The following is a 17,279-nucleotide window of genomic DNA, read 5'->3' as shown; positions in this document are numbered from 1 at the left end:
ATTGTTTACATCTTGAAATCTAAATTTATGCTGTTATGTTATAGCTATTCTAGCCAAGTTAATATGGAATATACTTGGTGTAAAAATTAATATACAGGTTGGAGTTATGCAGAAAAGTGAATTGAGCAATATTAACATCAGCGATGAGCAGGTGCTGATTACACCAGAAGAACTGAAAGTAAAGTTACCGTTAAGTGATAATGCTCGTCGTTTTATTCAAGAGTCTCGCCAAACTATTGCCAATATTCTTCATAAGAAAGATCACCGACTGCTCATCGTCTGCGGTCCTTGTTCTATTCATGATGTTGAGGCTGCGAAGGAATACGCGAAACGCCTTAAAGCATTGTCAGAGCAACTGAGTGACCAACTGTATATTGTTATGCGCGTGTACTTTGAAAAGCCACGTACAACCGTAGGCTGGAAAGGTTTGATCAATGACCCGCATCTAGATGGCACGTTTGACATTGAGCATGGTCTGCATGTTGGTCGCGAGTTACTGGTGGAGTTGGCTGAGATGGAAATTCCACTAGCAACTGAAGCACTAGACCCAATCAGTCCGCAGTACTTAGCTGATACATTTAGCTGGGCAGCAATTGGTGCACGTACCACGGAATCACAGACTCACCGTGAAATGGCGAGTGGCCTTTCAATGCCAATTGGTTTTAAAAATGGTACCGATGGTAACCTAGCAACGGCTATCAATGCGATGCAAGCTGCGTCATCTAGCCACCGCTTTATGGGGATTAACCGTGAAGGTCAAGTTGCGCTGTTGACGACTCAAGGTAACCCAAATGGCCACGTTATTTTACGTGGTGGTAAGCAGACTAACTATGATTCTGTCTCTGTTACTGAGTGTGAGCAAGATATGGCAAAACACGGTTTAGATGCATCATTGATGGTGGATTGTAGCCACGCTAACTCTCGTAAAGATTTCCGTCGTCAGCCATTGGTAGCAGAAGATGTCATCCACCAAATCCGCGAAGGCAATAAGTCGATTATTGGCCTTATGATTGAAAGCCATATCAATGAAGGTAACCAATCATCTGATATTCCGTTAAGTGAAATGCAATATGGCGTATCTATTACCGATGCGTGTATCAATTGGGATGCAACTGAGGCACTATTACGTCATGCACATGAAGAGCTAGTTCCTTTCCTAGAAGACAGATTGAAAGGCTAAAACGAGAGCACAAGGAATATCAATGGCCGTTGAATTGAACGAATTGCGTGATCAAATTGACGCAGTAGACAAACAAATTCTGGATTTATTAGCACAGCGACTTTGTTTAGTTGAGAAAGTCGGTGAAGTGAAAAGTGAGCATGGTTTACCTATCTATGCTCCGGACCGTGAAGCGGCGATGTTGGCTTCGCGCCGTCAAGAGGCTGAGAAGAAAGGTGTACCACCACAGCTGATAGAAGATATTCTTCGCCGTACCATGCGTGAATCCTACGCCAGCGAAAAAGACTCGGGCTTTAAATGTCTGAACCCAGAGCTTCGTTCTGTGGTGATTGTTGGTGGTAACGGCCAGCTAGGTGGCTTGTTCGGTCGTATGTTTAAGCTGTCAGGATACGATGTCAAAGTACTGGGCAGTAAAGATTGGGATCAGGCTGATGATATCCTTGCTGATGCAGGCATGGTGGTGGTGACAGTTCCGATTCACCTAACCGAAGGTGTGATTGAGAAACTAGGTAACCTGCCAAAAGACTGTATCTTATGTGATTTAACGTCGATTAAGTCCAAACCATTGCAAGCGATGATGAACGTTCACCAAGGACCAGTTGTCGGTTTACACCCAATGTTTGGTCCGGATGTACCAAGTTTGGCAAAACAGGTGATTGTTTACTGTGATGGCCGTGGGGAAGAGCATTACCAATGGTTACTGAAGCAGTTTTCTATCTGGGGTGCGAGTCTATGTCAGATTGATGCCAGTGAACATGACCACGGCATGACGTTGATTCAGGCGCTGCGTCACTTTACTTCGTTTGCTTACGGTCTCCACCTAAGTCGTGAGAACCCTAACATTGATAAATTGCTGCAACTAAGTTCTCCGATCTACCGTCTAGAGCTAGCAATGGTTGGACGCCTGTTTGGCCAAGACCCTAACTTATATGGCGACATCATTCTTTCTTCTGATGAAAACATTGCTATGATCAAACGTTTCCATCGTTGCTTCGGTGAAGCACTGGAAATTCTTGATGGCAAAGATAAGCAAGCCTTTGTCGAGAGCTTTGATCGAGTGAGCGATTGGTTTGGCGATTATTCAAAACAGTTCTTAGATGAAAGTCAGAATTTGCTAAAGCAAGCCAATGATTCGATTCATCGCGGTTAATTGAATGAATCTAGAAAAAGAGCGACCAATGTGGTCGCTCTTTTTATTTTGTCTTATTTACTGAACAGAGACATTTTCTGGCGCTAGTTCAGTTTCGTTCTTTACCGTACTTACGGAATTGTCATGGTAAGGATTGTTGGTTAGGTTAATCTGCAAACGCACCGTATCATCAATCAACTTAACCAGTGGTGCCCATTTCACTTTCTTCTCTTTCTCAAAAAGGTAGTCAAAGTTTTCTGGGGTCCAGTCCATGGTGTATTGAGGGTTTAGTGCTCGACCAAGGAAACGCACTTCATAATGGAGGTGTGGTCCGGTTGAATTACCTGAGTTACCGCAAGTCGCAATGAGCTCCCCTTTACTGACAAACTGTCCACTACGCACTTTGAATTTTTGTAGGTGAGCGTAAGAGCTCATAAAACCGAATGAGTGACGTAAGGTGAGAAAGTTACCATACCCTTTTGAGCTTGGGCGAACCGTTTCAATTACGCCGTCTGCAGGGGCATAAATCTCTTCTCCCCGCTTACAGGTTAAGTCGATACCCGTATGTGTATGACGCTTACCAGTGATAGGGTTCGTTCGACGACCATAAGATGAGGATACGCGTAGGTAATTCAGTGGTGAGTCATTCGGAATCATACGAAACATCGTCGCGCGCACTGCTGAATCGATCGCAGCAGCATCAATGCGGTGCTCTAGATTGTTTTCATCAATAGCGTTTTCATCCGCTAGCCCGAGTACAGACTCAACATCAAAAACGCGCCTACCGAGAATACTGACTTGGTCGCGTTTTTCTTCAAGTTCTTGAGAAAGATTGTGAGTTTCTTGAATTTGTTCTTGATAGAGAAGTTCAAGGTCTTGTTTTTGCGCCTCAATATCTTGCAGTTGGCTGACTAAAAGACGAAGTTCTTGTTCTGTTTGGCGCTCTTGTTGCCAACTATAAACACCATAGCCAACACCCAGAGCGACGGATCCAATGGTAGCGGCGATAGACACTAAGAGCGTAGTTCGAGAAACATAGAAGTTTTGTACCCCTGATTTGGCAGGGATAGAGATGGTAATATTCTTAGACATAACGAGTTAGATTAGGTGTACTCACCTAGATCAGATAAGTGCTCGATGTCTCTATGTAATAGTTCATCGTCACCTACATTTAATTCAACTAACCGCTTTAAATGCCCGATACTTTCAATATCAATATGATCAATACAAATACGAATCACATTGTTATTAAGTCCAACGATGTTCCCTACAAGCTGGATCGAGACATCACTTCCTGAAAGCGAAAAATCCACATCGACCTGTTTATCACTATCTAGCAACCCTGATTGTTCACTAGTCACCAATAACCCATGTAAGGAAAGGTCACTGATCAAGGCGCTGATCTGAGTTGAGCCTTGAGTTAGAACTGCTTGATTTTGATATACAATTCGCGAAAAACGACGTCGTTCAATCATAACTTTCTCTCTTAATTCCGATTCAGAAGGGTATCAAAATTACAGTAGCCACTATGCGTACTCGTTCGCATTCTTCATGTTTATCAATGCCTGAGTTAACAGTATTGAGATCGATATAATAAAGGCCGCTAATATTAGCGGCCTTTGCATGAATATCAAGCGATATTATTACTTAGCAATACGCTTGTATTTAATGCGATGTGGTTCCGCAGCTTCTGGACCAAGGGTCTTCTTCAACCACTCCATGTACTCAGTATAGTTACCTTCGTAGAAGTTCACCTGACCTTCGTCACGGTAGTCGATGATGTGTGTTGCGATACGGTCTAAGAACCAACGGTCGTGCGAGATAACCATTGCACAGCCAGGGAACTCAAGTAGCGCTTCTTCTAGTGCACGTAGTGTTTCAACGTCAAGGTCGTTGGTTGGTTCATCGAGTAGTAATACGTTACCGCCAGCTTTAAGTAGCTTAGCAAGATGGACACGGTTACGCTCACCACCAGACAGCTCGCCGATGATCTTCTGTTGGTCTGAACCTTTGAAGTTAAAGCGTGAACAGTATGCGCGAGCAGGGATTTCGAAGTTGTTGATCTTGATGATATCAGCGCCTTCAGAGATCTCTTGGAATACGGTTTTGCTGTCATCCATTGAGTCACGGAACTGATCAACAGAAGCAAGCTTAACTGTGTCACCCATTTCAATCGTACCAGCGTCTGGTTGCTCAGTGCCGCTTAGCATCTTGAATAGTGTCGATTTACCTGCACCATTGGCACCGATAATACCGACGATAGCACCTTTAGGCATGCTGAATGATAGGTCATCAATCAGTACACGACCGTCGAACGATTTAGTTAGGTTATTTACTTCGATAACCTTGTCACCTAGGCGCTCACCTGGCGGGATAAACAGTTCGTTGGTTTCGTTACGCTTCTGGTGATCGCCACTTTGTAGCTCTTCAAAGCGCGCCATACGAGCTTTTGACTTCGCTTGACGACCTTTAGGGTTTTGGCGAACCCATTCAAGTTCTTTCTCGATGGTCTTTTGACGAGCTTTCTCTTGCGATGCTTCTTGTTGTAGACGTGCATCTTTTTGCTCAAGCCAAGAAGTGTAGTTACCTTGCCATGGAATACCTTCACCACGGTCAAGTTCAAGGATCCAGCCCGCAGCGTTATCTAGGAAGTAACGGTCGTGGGTAATCGCAACAACAGTACCAGTGTAATCTACTAGGAAGCGCTCAAGCCAAGCCACTGATTCTGCATCAAGGTGGTTGGTTGGTTCGTCTAGTAGTAGCATGTCTGGTTGTTCTAGAAGTAGACGACAGATAGCAACACGGCGGCGTTCACCACCTGATAGGTGTTCAATCTTAGCATCCCACTCAGGAAGACGTAGTGCATCAGCCGCGCGCTCAAGAGAGTTTTCTAGGTTGTGGCCATCTTTCGCTTGGATAAGCGCTTCTAGCTCGCCTTGCTCTTTTGCTAGCGCATCAAAATCAGCATCAGGTTCAGCGTAAGCTGCGTATACTTCGTCAAGACGCTTCATTGCACCAGCAACATCAGATACGGCTTCTTCAACGATTTCACGAACTGTCTTTGACTCATCCAGTACTGGTTCCTGAGGTAGGTAACCAACATTTAGACCAGGCTGTGGACGTGCTTCACCGTCGATATCTGTATCGATACCCGCCATGATACGCAGTAGCGTCGATTTACCTGCACCGTTTAGACCCAAAACACCGATTTTTGCGCCAGGGAAGAAGCTTAGAGAGATGTCTTTAAGAATTTGTCGCTTTGGTGGCACAACTTTGCTCACGCGCGACATGGTATATACGTATTCAGCCATTGCCGATCGTTCCTAAATAATCAATTTACATAAAGGGTTATTTTATACTAATAGCGCTCAGTTTGTTACCAGAGAAACAACACCTAGTAGTAACAAAGGTTACTGCTGATGAATTTATAGGCAATGGTAAGCATAAAGTCGGCGAAACGTCACAGTAGTGTGAATTTATTAATATTTACACCTAATCGCTTTACACAGATGTTTACAATGAGCATTAATAGGAAATTGCATTAGTATAATCTCAGGATGAGACCATAATGAACCTGACTTTCTCCAAGTCGCTGCAACGCATTCCTTCATCGGTTGTTTTTGTTTCTACGATGGCCTGCAGCGCAATCTTTGCAACGTCAGCAATGGCTGTCGACCTGCAAAGCCAACGCGAGATTTACGATCAAGCGCAAAAGCTACTCGATTCTCAACAAGTTGCAGAGTACCAAAAGATTCGTCCATCGATCGCGGATTACCCTCTGACCCCTTATGTCGACTATCGCAGCTTTTTAGTCGGGCTAGGTGAGCGTTCACCGAATGAGGTCGAGACCTTTATTAAAGACCATTACTCATTCCCGTTTTCTAAACGTATTCGCGCGCCTTATATTGATCAACTAGCGAAAAAAGGTGAGTGGAAAACATTGTTAGAGTTTCAGACCAGCGAACCTAGAGGTGAAACTTATCAGTGTCATTATTTCAATGCACATGCGATAGCCGGTGATAAAGCGCTTGCATTCCGAGGCGCAGAAAAACTTTGGCTATCGGGTAAAAGCATTGCCGATGCCTGTACCCCGCTATTTGAGCGTTGGGATAAGGCGGGACTTAAAACTGATCAACTGATCCTTGATCGAATGGTATTGGCATTTCAGTCTCGTAATGTTCGCTTGATGAAATATCTCCAGAAGCAGTTATCGAGTGACAAAACTCAGGCGCAAGCAAAGATAATGCTAGATCTGTTTAACAAGCCAGAAGCTATCCTCTCATTTGCTAAAAATCAGCCAGCAACAGATTTTAATCGCCAGCAAGCAAAACTTGCGCTGCAAAAACTCGCACGTAAAGATGTCGAACAAGCCCAACAAGTATTTGCAGGGGTTGTGAAAGCGCAAAAGTTCGACCAAAAAGCGAGTCAAAAGTTGGCAGATTATATTGCGCTTAGGTTAATCAATACTGACTCTGATTCGTTGGCTAATTGGCGAGATAAGCAAATAGAAAACTCGTCAAGCAACACCTTAATTGAGCGTCGTGTTCGTTTAGCCATTCAGCATGCCGATTGGCAAGGTGTGGCGGATTGGATTGCGATACTGCCAGAATCGAAACAGGCCAGCATACGTTGGCAATATTGGTTAGGTCGCAGTGAGCTTGCGCTCGGTAAGCGAACAGCGGGTAAGCAGCGTATGGAGGCTATCATTGGTCAGCGCAATTTCTACAGTGTTGCTGCTGCCAAAGAGCTCAAACGCTCGATCGAGTATCCGACCTCGGAAATCATTTTAGATAAGCAACAAGTGAAAGGCTTCACTAGCGATCTTGTTCGGATTGAAGAGTTGATTGCGCGAGACAAAATTGCTGCCGCGAAGAGTGAATGGAACTGGCTGCTAGAGCGTGCTAATAGTTCACAGAAAGAGATGTTAGCAGCATTCGCTTCATTCAAAGGTTGGCATCACCTAACAGTGACAGCGAGCATCAAAGCTAAGATGTGGGATAACATCCATATGCGATTCCCTGTCGCTCATCGCTGGTGGTTTAATTTCTATGCTGACAAACACAGTATAGATCCCATTACTTTGATGTCTTTGGCAAGGCAAGAGAGTGCGCTTGATATCGAAGCTCGCTCGCCAGTCGGAGCGCGAGGCATTATGCAAATTATGCCGTCGACTGCGAAGTACACTGCGAAGAAATACAAACTGAGCTATCAAGGCTCAAAAGACCTTTATCAAGTGGGCAAGAATATCGAAATCGGTAGTCATTACCTAGATGGCTTACTAGAGCAATACGATAACAATCGAATTTTCGCACTGGCAGCGTATAATGCAGGGCCTAACCGAGTGAAAACTTGGCGTGAGCGTACACAAGGCAAGCTGGACGCTTACGCATTTATTGAGGCTATTCCGTTTAATGAAACCCGAGGGTATGTACAAAACATTTTGATGTTTGAAACATACTACCGAGAGCTTCTTGGAGTGGATGGCGCATTTTTAAATCAACATGAGTTGAATGCGAAATATTAGTGAGCACCTTATCGATGTCATTAGAGCCAGAGTATAAAGAGTGGCAGCAGATCTTAGATTTGATCAGCGAGAGTAGCCAATCCCAGCAACATGAAATGTTATTAACCATGCTGCTGACCCCTGATGAGCGAGAAGCCTTGGTCGCGCGAGTAAATATCTTTCGCGAGTTGCTTAAAGGGGAGCTGTCTCAAAGACAAATTAGTCAGATGCTCGGCGTGGGTATTGCAACCATTACCCGCGGCTCTAATGAACTCAAATCAAAGAGCGCTGAAGAGAAGCAAGAGATTGCTCAACTGCTAGAAAAGAAAGAAGGGTGCCAATAGGCACTCTTCTTGTTTGTACTTGAGATTATAAATTGGCAGGGAAGTGCTCTGGGTTAACAAATGGAATCAACGCCAGAATTAACGCTTGATGATATACCGAACTTCGAGTTAGAAGATCATGGGTCAGTAGACTAATAGCTCCGCCTTTTTGCTTAATGTTCTCGGTCGCAAATACGTCATCCATTACATCGCCTAGCTCATTGGCGTGTTGAAGCTTTTCGATTACAACAGGCGGAAGCATCAAGCTCGCTGAACGAGACTCACCACGATGAGTCGCTGATTCAATCACCATCCAAGCGAATGTCACACTGCCTTCGATGCCCGCTTCAAGACCAACATAATAATCGCCATCACAGATTTCCGCTTTCGCGTTTACGACACGATTTAGCGCGCCCGTATAAGTCTCATCATTGGTCATTGGCTGGTCGGCCACACCGCTTGCCACGCTTACCCCAACAAATTCAAATGCTTGATCGCAAAATGATGCCTCAAACGCGCTTTTTACAGCGTTAATTTTGGCGGGATTAAGCGAGGCTACAATAACCTTCTTCATTGACATCAAGGTTTCCTTCTTGGGCTTTATGATTGTGTTTTAACTGAGCCAAAGAGAGTGGTGGTGACAAATAATAGCCTTGCATATAGTCACACTTATTTTCAGCTAACCAACGATGCATCTCTTCTGACTCAATGCCTTCGGCGGTTACTATCATAGATTGAGAGTGACAAAGGTCAACTAGCGGTTTCACCACTTGCTGATTGTTGGTTTTGATTAAGGTTTCTAAGAATTCACGGTCAAATTTAATTTTCTGCACCGGGTATTCAACCAACTGGGTAATTGAAGTGTAGCCGGAGCCGAAATCATCAATCGTCAGCTTAAAGCCCATTAGTGCTAACTCATGCAGTAATAAGTAGCTTTGCGAGTCTGAAGCGAAGGTTTCGGTGATCTCAAAGTCAATCAAGTGTGGTGTCACTGGGTATTGAATCATCAACGATTGAATGTCGCTGGCCAGTTGCAATGAATCTAACTCAGCAGAAGAGAGGTTAATCGATAAATTGATCGGGTTTTTAAAGCCACTTTGCAGCTTTGAAAAGTCTTTAAAGGCTTGTTTTATCACCCAACGGTCAATCGTACCAAATAGACCAATTTGCTCTGAGATGGGAATGAACTCGCTTGGATTGACCTTACCCAATTGAGGCGAATCCCAACGTAGCAGAGCTTCAACACCTTTAATGATTTGACCACTGCGATCGAAATAGGGTTGGTATAGCAAGGTGAACTCGTTTTCTAAATCACCGTTTCTCAATGCTCGCTCTACTTGTGCCCTCCGGCGAGAAACTTCATCAAGGGCTTTGGAGTAATGGGCAATTTGGTTTTTACCCGCACGCTTGGCTTGATACATTGCTGTATCAGCATGAGAGAGCAGCTTAGCGAGTTTTATGCCGTCTTCCGGATAAGAGGCAATGCCTATACTAGCAGTGATCGGAAAGTTACCAATTGAATTGTAGGCTGCGTTTTGTATAGGTTCGAGTACTGCCTGAGCTAAACTATCTGCATAGTTAGTGTTGTAGGCCGAGGCAATAAAGATGGCAAATTCATCCCCCGACAGTCGAGACGCTAAGCATTTGATACAGTGACGGCGTTCGTACTCATGACTAATACGTTTGATATGCTCCGCAAAGCTTACTAGTAGAGAGTCGCCAATGTGGTGGCCATATTTATCATTGACGTACTTAAAGTTGTCGAGGTCGATATACAATATCCATGCAAATTTATGCACCATTTTCTGCGCCAGCGCTCGCTCGACATAAGTTTGGAACTGATATCGATTGGCCAATTGGGTTAGATGGTCATTTTCAGCCATCGCCTTGCTTTTCTGATAGCTTGAATTGAGTTCTTTGTACATGTCATAGAAACGAATCGATAGACGGCCAATCTCATTGTCGTTGTTGAGTTTTTCAATATTGCTACGCCTTTTCATCTCAACATCTTGTAGCTGACGATCAAGATGAGTAATAGGCTTAATCACATGGCGGTAGAGCAAAAACAGCAGGATGAGTACCGTAACTAATGACGAGGCGCCGAACGACATCAGCAGTCGTTGTTCGATTTTGGCTAATTTCTCAGTCGTAAGGTATTGAGCCGGATCGAGAATGGCATGAAGGCCAGGTTTGAGTTCTACCGATTGTGATAGCCCTGATTTGATCACGGGTTCATCTGCAAAGAAGATACTACTGTCGTTATCAAACTCTAAGATGTGTTTAAGTTGATCGAACTTTTCAAGAGATAATGAAACGACGATGAAAAAGATCTGGTCTTTATTGTAGCTAAGCGGGGGGACTAATGTGCTCCTGTCCAACACATCATAGCGGACTAATATGCTTTGTCCCTGATAGCTCTTGGCAAAGCCAGTATAGGAGTTCTCCCCAGTATCTTGGTAAATATGCTCAATGTAATTTAAGACGTTTTCATCAAGCGAAGCAAAAGGGTCTGTTTGATTGTCTGCATAGAACTGAACGTTCTGGTTGCTATCAACGATGGCGACGGCAATATCATCTTGTATGTTAGTTTGTAAGTTTTCAATCGTTGTCTGCAGGTTACTAATCAGTTTCATCTCTCGGTAAGGGTTATCCCCTCGACCGAAATAGTTGCGAATGATATCGCTCTTAGTCAATGTTAAAGAAAAGCTGTTGATGAGGGCTAACGATTGACGAAAGTGCCCTGCAAGTTTCTCCATAGAAAGTTGCAGGTGACTATTTTCGCGTTTAATTAGCGCATCTTTTTGATTGATATAAATGCTATAGCTAGAGACAGCTGCACTTAACATAATCACCGGCGCGACAAGTAATAATACTCTAGTGTTTAGCTTCATGACGTTTCAGTAACTGGTTAATCATTTTTACTCTCATACTGATATTTTCTGCCGAGAGTTCACTATCTATTCTGGCGTTTCTCATACGCTCTTGTGATGGGAACAATGATGCATCATCTAAATACCAATCAGGTAATAGTTCTATAGCACTTAAGTTGGGCGTAGCAGCTTTGATATCGGTTGCATTCTTTGCAGCAACACTGGGATCCATCAAGTAGTTTAAAAATGCTATTGCTGCCTGTTTATTTTCGGAATGGCTAGTAACGGCTAGACAATCAACCCAAAGGAACATTTCGCCGTCAGGGATGACATAGTCCCATTTATCTTGACCAAAGAAGCGGTTTAATGAGTACTGATCGCCACTGTAAGCTAAAGCGATTTGTAGCTGATTAGGATCCGACTGACTGCGGATATAACTCAGGATGTACTCGTATGTTAAGACGTTATCATTGAACGCCATGATGGTCGCATAAGCGGCTTGAAGATCTGTAGAGCTGGCAGTGGTAGGGGATAAACCTAAGCTATAGAAAATGGGTAAAAAGGTCTCGATACTGTCGTTGATTAATCCTATCTTGCCCGCCCATTCATCGCTAGGGTGGACGAACTCTTGCCATGTTAAAGGTGGGGCTTGAATCAGGTCTTTTCGGTAGGCAATCCCAACGGTTCCCCAGAAGTAGGGAATAGCATGAGTGCCACAAGCTTGGTTCCACTGACTTTTATTGTGCGCTCGATTAGCGAGATGGGACAAATCTTCAAATGAGCCCAGCCGACCATATATCTGAGCGGAGACGTTATCCAGAACTACAATATCAAATGGCAGTTGGACGCTCTTCATCATCAATAAGCTTCGTTCATCATCATTATCAAAATGAGACAGAGTGATAGGCACGCTGGTTTGTTTTTCCCAGTCACTGCGGACGTTAGGTGATAAGGTGTCTTCCCACATATAAATGTTGAGAGGAGTTTCAGAGGCGAAGCTAATAGAGCTGACAAATAAGAATAGTGATAAGAAAGGAACTCTCATACTGACTAGGTATTACCTTTTGAATAAATCTGAAGGGGCAGGCTTATCAGAGTCAGTGAATTCGAGCTGACACAACACTAATATGCAACTTAATATCCAACGATACTAAAAATATTAATAAAATGTGTCAGCTAGGAGAGTGTATTTATTTGACCTGCGTAGGTTTATTTATTGTAATTTTACCTGAGTTGGTTTCACATTTTCACTTGGGTAGCAGCCCAATACTTTCAAATGTTTGGTTATTTTAGTCAGCTCATTGAGTGCTTGTTGCATCTGAACTGAGTCCAAATGAGACTCTAGGTCGACATAAAACATCTCTTCCCAAGGGTTACCCATGATTGGACGTGACTCTAGTTTAGTCATATTGATACTGTAGCGTTGTAGCACTAACAGTGTCTCAACTAATGAGCCAGCATCTTGAGACGTTGACATGATTAGGGTTGTTTTCGCCGGGATCTGAGCGGAGACTTCCACTGGTTTACGTGCAACAACGATAAAGCGGGTGTGGTTTTCTGTTTGATTCGCGATATTGCTCTGGATTGGCTGTAGGCCATACAGTTTACCACTTGACGCATTACCAATGGCTGCGACGTCGGTGCGCTTCATCTCTTTCACTTTACGCATCGCATCAGCAGTACTTGCGCATGATTCAAGTTTAACGCCATCGAGCTTGCTCAAAAACTCACTACATTGTGCATGTGGTTGAGGGTGAGAGTAGAGCGTTTTAATCTCTTCGAGTCTTAAATCAGCTGTCGCAACTAAGCAATGCTCGATCGGTAATGTTAGCTCACCAACAATGTACAGCGTGGTGTGTTGCAACAAGTCATACACTTCATTGATCGAGCCAGAGCTTGTGTTCTCGATAGGCAGAACGCCGTAGTCAGCATGGCCTGATTCCACGGTGTTAGCGACTTCTTTAAAGTGCTCGCAGTTGAGCTCGATAAGCTCTGTATTCTTGCGACTAAAGTACTCGCGGCTTGCCAAGTGAGAATATGAGCCTTTAGAGCCGAGAAAAGCGACTCGCGCCAGTGGTTTACGGCTGAGCTCAGGGTTGGCTAGGTTTTGTAGGTATGACTGCTGGAGAAGAACCGAATCTTCGATAATTGTGTGAAATAGCTTGGTAATGTATTGCGCATCAAGATCGTATTTCTGATAGCCGTTATTGATCAGTTTAACCAGCAATTGCTGCTCTCTGTCGGCATCACGGACTGGCTTTGATGTTTGGACTTTGCTTTTTGCCACTTCAATACTCATTTGACGACGCTCCGACAACAGCTTTAGCAGCTGGTCATCCAGTTCATTTAGTCGTAAGCGTATTTCTTCAAGCGAGTATTTTTGGTCAGTCATCCTAGTATTCCTCATAAAAAAAGCCTCCCTTTGGGAGGCTTTCTGTTCGTTTTTAACTTATCTTTCCGAAAACGAGAGAGCCTCCAAGCCTAGTGGAGAAAAAAGAAGTCAAAAAAGAACAGAGTCGTGTTGTGCATATTCATAGGCTTTGTTGTGAATCTTTAAACACCATAAGCAACCGAGAATGGAGCGTCAAGCAAAAAAAATAGCGCCATTCGGCGCTATTTTTCTCAATCCTCTAATTTTATATTTCTATTCTACTTCTTCTTCCAGCTCAGGCTTATCTGTACGACGAGCTTCTGGCTTGTGGCGTAGTTTGTTTAGCTGACGTTCTAGTTTCTGTTCTACCTCGTTAACGGCAGCGTATAAATCTTCATGCGTTGCGGATGCGATAAGTTGGCCTTTCGGTACAGTGATTACAGCTTCAAATTTTTTCTGCTTATTTGGTTCTTCGCTGAAGCTTGCCTGACAACCGATAATATCTACTTGCCACTTTTCTAGCTTTTTAAACTTGCTCTCAATGTGAGTGCGGATTGCAGAGGTGATGTCGATGTTTTTACCAGTGATGTTTACTTTCATAGATGTTTTCCTCTGTGTCATCCCTCATGGGTTAACTCCAGATTACTTATCCCAAGAAGAAATAATGTGATTTAGATCACTATTTCACTGGTGGTTTTATTAGCTAAATTCAAACGTGATCTAGCTCAAAATGTGTAACTGTTTTGCATCGAAAAAGCTTGTTTCGTTTAAAAAACTCATTAGATTGGGAGAGGTAACCAACTAAAAATCATCTGTTTTTTAGTGGCTTAACACGACCTAATAAAAACCGTTGATTAGGAATTGACCATCCAACAATTGTGAATTGAATTCCAGATTTCTCAACGCTTTATGTCCACCTTCCTTTTCTGACTTCTCACTAATCATCAATCACTAGTGACGGTGAGTTTTGATGATTTTTTGTTGCTTGAGATTCCCTGACTTGTTTTAACGCATTTAGTTGCTTGTAGATAATGAAATAACGGTTGATGTTCGAGACATAGTGGACGGGTTCACGACCGATATTTCTCCTCGCCATGATTTCTACGTTGCGAAACCATTTATTAGGGTCATAGCCATTTCTTTCCGCTAAACGGCGCATTTTTCGGATATTTGCCGGACCAGCGTTATAAGCGGCAAGAGAAAAGTAGACTTGGTCTTCAGGTAGGATTGACTCATCACTAAAGTAACGATCTTTGATAAAACGCATATACTTCACACCGGCATGGATGTTGTTCTCGACTTGATAGATATCCGGGATGTTGACGTTGGGATCTTTCGCAGTGCTTGGCAGAACTTGCATCACCCCTACAGCACCTTTGTGTGACACTTTACTTTGGTCTAAACCGGACTCTTGGAAGCCCTGAGCAGATATCATCAGTGAATCGAAACTGTATTGCTCAGAGTAGACTTCAAAAATCTTCGATAAAGATTCTAATTTAGTCATGTATTGAGGGCTTAACACCCGCTTGAGCCATTTGGTGTTATCCAAGTATTTGCCATAGATAACGTTGCCCAGCAGTGTGCCTGACCGATACTTCTTCAAGTATTGATTTACGAACGCTTCCAATTTAGGGCTGTTTTTTCTCATCGCCCAAGCAATTTGGCCTTCTTCTCTCAATGGAATCGCATCATGGACTTGGATGTTGTTCATTACTTTGAGCCAAAGTTCGGTTTTGTGGCTATCTAAAATAGTGGCAGGAAGGTGCCCTTGATTGACTAATTCAACCAACTCTAAGTCTTGTAGCGTCTCTTCTATAAAGCGAACAATGACAGGGGCTTTTCCTTGTTTATCTAGCTCTTTATTGAGCTTTTGCAAGCTTTCGAAGTAGCTTGAACTAGCACGTACCCAGATCTCTTTACCACTTAGTGACCAAAGCGAATCGATAGGTGGGGAGCTTTTATGGGTGACGAGTAACTCATCGACTTTTTTTAACACAGGAGCACTAAAGTCGACCTGTTTCTTTCTCGCTGAGGTAATCGTCAGGTTGGCGACCACTAAATCACCAAAGCCTTTTTCTAGCGAAGGGAGCAGTTCATCTCTATGAATGGGAATGACTTGGAGGTTAAAGTACGAAGAGCGCTGTCTTAGCTCTTTTTCAAAGTGATATAAGAGTTCAGCTAAGATACCTTTCGGCTTGCCACCTTCGACATAATAGAAACCGAGATCAGCTGCGACAAGCACTCGGATCACCCCTTTTTTTTCAAGTGTAGGGAGATCGCCCATATAGGGTTGTTTTTGCATCGGAGACAAAGATAGTGCGCTCGACTGGCCCGTAGATAAACCAAAGGCTAAGGCAAGAAAAATTACTCGTAACATGAAACACCTCTAAACCAGATTGATTAAAATGTAGTCTGAAAGTGAAGTTCACGCAAAATACTGGATATAAAAAAACGCCTCAGATTAGAGTAATGCCAGTCAGTTAAGCTGACTGGCATTTTTTCTATTTGTTGCGTACTTCTTGGGTTTCAACTTCACCCATCGAGGATAACTTCTATCTTCTCTTCGAGGCGGTAAGATAAACATGGATACATGCTCTAGTAATACCTCATAGTGTTTAGGGAGCTTTCCTGGGCTTGTTAAAGGCAACGCTGCAAAGTATTGCGTCACAGCCATAGCGCTACTCGTAAAGCTCAGTTGATTTGGCCAGACGCTATCTAACCTACTTGCCGCTTTTGTCATAACCTGCCTGATAAGGTTATAGGCGAGTAAAATACCCCAGAGCTCCTGCTTAACCATATCTGGACGCTTGCTTCGCAATGTATACTCACTGTCAAGTAAGGTCTGCTTCATTTCCCGATAGCCTAATTCGATTTCCCAGCGATAACGATAGAGCTCTACGATTTCTTCGCCAGGAAAACGTAACCCATCACGCATTGATGTAAGCACCTGATACTCCTTACCTTTAATGATTTTTGAGACTAACCTTGCTTCAACTACATCAGGAAGTTCACTAAACTTCTTTCTTGCCTGAGGTGTTGTTTTAATCGCAACGATTGCATCACTCTTGCTGTACCTATGAACGACTTCATACTGGAAGTCTTTTCTCACAGGGAGCATCCAATGCCTCTCTTGGCCGACTTTGTTCCATCGGTTAAGCAGTCCCAGAGAGTAATATCCTTTGTCAAAAATAGTCAGAGAATGGTCTGGCGTTTGTTCTATGAGTTCTTCTGCAAGCCGCATTTCGTTGGTTCGATAGTCAGAGAATGCACTATCGATGAGCTGATGACTTGTAAGCTCCATCAAGCAAACCATGCGTATCTTAGGGTAAATATTTTCAGATGACTGATTACGCTGTGCTTTAAACTCTTGATGATTTTCAGGTGTATCTGCCGTTCTCCAAACGACACCATCGACAGATAGAAGATTGAGTCCACACCAAGTTTCAAACTTAGAAGATTGATAACTCTGAGCCGCCATCGTCTTAAAGACTTGTTTAACACCTTCTTCGCCTAATCTCTGCCTCGCTTGGACAACAGCACTTGGCGCAACAAAGCGCTGTTTGTCTGGTAGGACAATATCAAGTTGGTTAGCGATATCCCAAACAGATTGTTGCCGAAAAAGACTCATTCCTACAACGGACCAAAGTACTGCTTCCAAGGGTAAGCGTCTTCTTCTCACTGTTGCTACACCAGCTTTTTCAAAACCTTGCTGGATAAGCTCTGGACTAAGGATCTCAGAGTATTTGTCAAAGTGATGGAAGGTATTGCATGAGCGAAAAGTATTCGCAAGTTGGCTTTCTAAAGACATGAAAAATCCGATATTAGTTTCCTAATATCGGATTTTGAAGCCTTTTGAGGATCGGTCAAATGATCTCAAAAATTTTTCTTAACTGATCGGCATTA

The 17,279-nt window shown here is 43.4% G+C and carries 14 protein-coding genes and 1 other annotated feature; of the genes, 4 read left to right on the top strand and 10 right to left on the bottom strand.

Translation table 11 applies throughout. The annotated features are described in order from the left end of the window. The first annotated feature begins 106 nt into the window (after positions 1-106). Positions 107-1,180: a 3-deoxy-7-phosphoheptulonate synthase gene (locus ACU01J_RS03940; protein WP_481084494.1), complete on the top strand. Its 1,074-nt coding sequence runs from the start codon at positions 107-109 to the stop codon at positions 1,178-1,180. A gap of 22 nt (positions 1,181-1,202) precedes the next feature. Then, positions 1,203-2,330, top strand: coding sequence for a bifunctional chorismate mutase/prephenate dehydrogenase (gene tyrA / locus ACU01J_RS03935; protein WP_481084493.1), 1,128 nt, complete (start codon positions 1,203-1,205; stop codon positions 2,328-2,330). 57 nt (positions 2,331-2,387) lie between these two features. Here tyrA and ACU01J_RS03930 read toward each other — a convergent pair whose 3' ends face one another. The 3 genes from ACU01J_RS03930 to ettA form a co-directional block, all read right to left on the bottom strand. Then, positions 2,388-3,401: a M23 family metallopeptidase gene (locus ACU01J_RS03930; protein WP_481084492.1), complete on the bottom strand. Its 1,014-nt coding sequence runs from the start codon at positions 3,399-3,401 to the stop codon at positions 2,388-2,390. Positions 3,402-3,412: 11 nt separating this feature from the next. Beyond that, a complete protein-coding gene (locus ACU01J_RS03925) occupies positions 3,413-3,784 on the bottom strand; it encodes a PilZ domain-containing protein (protein ID WP_134835968.1) in 372 nt (123 codons plus the stop codon). A 168-nt stretch (positions 3,785-3,952) separates the two neighbouring features. Further along, a complete protein-coding gene (gene ettA, locus ACU01J_RS03920; RefSeq protein ID WP_481084491.1) occupies positions 3,953-5,620 on the bottom strand; it encodes an energy-dependent translational throttle protein EttA in 1,668 nt (555 codons plus the stop codon). Between the two features lie 257 nt (positions 5,621-5,877). Here ettA and sltY point away from each other — a divergent pair, with 257 nt between their 5' ends. Then, entirely contained in the window at positions 5,878-7,833 is a 1,956-nt protein-coding gene (sltY, locus tag ACU01J_RS03915; RefSeq protein ID WP_481084490.1) for a murein transglycosylase, read from the top strand. A 14-nt stretch (positions 7,834-7,847) separates the two neighbouring features. Next, positions 7,848-8,156, top strand: a complete 309-nt coding sequence (trpR, locus tag ACU01J_RS03910; RefSeq protein ID WP_481084489.1) for a trp operon repressor — start codon at positions 7,848-7,850, stop codon at positions 8,154-8,156. A 25-nt stretch (positions 8,157-8,181) separates the two neighbouring features. On the opposite strand, the gene yjjX is transcribed toward trpR, so the two are convergent. The 7 genes from yjjX to ACU01J_RS03875 all read right to left on the bottom strand — a co-directional run bounded on the left by yjjX (position 8,182) and on the right by ACU01J_RS03875 (position 17,184). Continuing rightward, the gene (gene yjjX, locus ACU01J_RS03905; protein WP_481084488.1) at positions 8,182-8,715 is read right to left on the bottom strand and encodes an inosine/xanthosine triphosphatase; all 534 of its coding nucleotides are present in this window, start codon (positions 8,713-8,715) and stop codon (positions 8,182-8,184) included. After that, complete coding sequence (locus tag ACU01J_RS03900) at positions 8,681-11,026, bottom strand: putative bifunctional diguanylate cyclase/phosphodiesterase (protein WP_481084487.1); 2,346 nt, start codon at positions 11,024-11,026, stop codon at positions 8,681-8,683. Before ACU01J_RS03900 ends, yjjX begins: the two co-directional genes overlap by 35 nt. Next, a complete protein-coding gene (locus ACU01J_RS03895) occupies positions 11,010-12,050 on the bottom strand; it encodes a polyamine ABC transporter substrate-binding protein (RefSeq protein WP_481084486.1) in 1,041 nt (346 codons plus the stop codon). The genes ACU01J_RS03900 and ACU01J_RS03895 overlap by 17 nt, the downstream gene beginning before the upstream one ends. A gap of 168 nt (positions 12,051-12,218) precedes the next feature. After that, complete coding sequence (gene pheA / locus ACU01J_RS03890; protein ID WP_053441238.1) at positions 12,219-13,397, bottom strand: prephenate dehydratase; 1,179 nt, start codon at positions 13,395-13,397, stop codon at positions 12,219-12,221. A 13-nt stretch (positions 13,398-13,410) separates the two neighbouring features. After that, positions 13,411-13,531, bottom strand: a sequence feature (Phe leader region). A 118-nt stretch (positions 13,532-13,649) separates the two neighbouring features. Continuing rightward, positions 13,650-13,976, bottom strand: coding sequence for a ribosome hibernation-promoting factor, HPF/YfiA family (hpf, locus tag ACU01J_RS03885; protein ID WP_004410314.1), 327 nt, complete (start codon positions 13,974-13,976; stop codon positions 13,650-13,652). 337 nt (positions 13,977-14,313) lie between these two features. Further along, the gene (locus ACU01J_RS03880; protein ID WP_481084485.1) at positions 14,314-15,753 is read right to left on the bottom strand and encodes an MltF family protein; all 1,440 of its coding nucleotides are present in this window, start codon (positions 15,751-15,753) and stop codon (positions 14,314-14,316) included. 99 nt (positions 15,754-15,852) lie between these two features. Further along, positions 15,853-17,184, bottom strand: coding sequence for an IS4 family transposase (locus ACU01J_RS03875; protein WP_481084253.1), 1,332 nt, complete (start codon positions 17,182-17,184; stop codon positions 15,853-15,855). Positions 17,185-17,279 lie beyond the last annotated feature (95 nt).

The sequence above is a fragment of the Vibrio sp. 2433-A1 genome (genome assembly GCF_056726085.1).
Note: the sequence above shows the minus strand (reverse complement) of the source record. Positions and strands in the feature narration are given on the sequence as shown.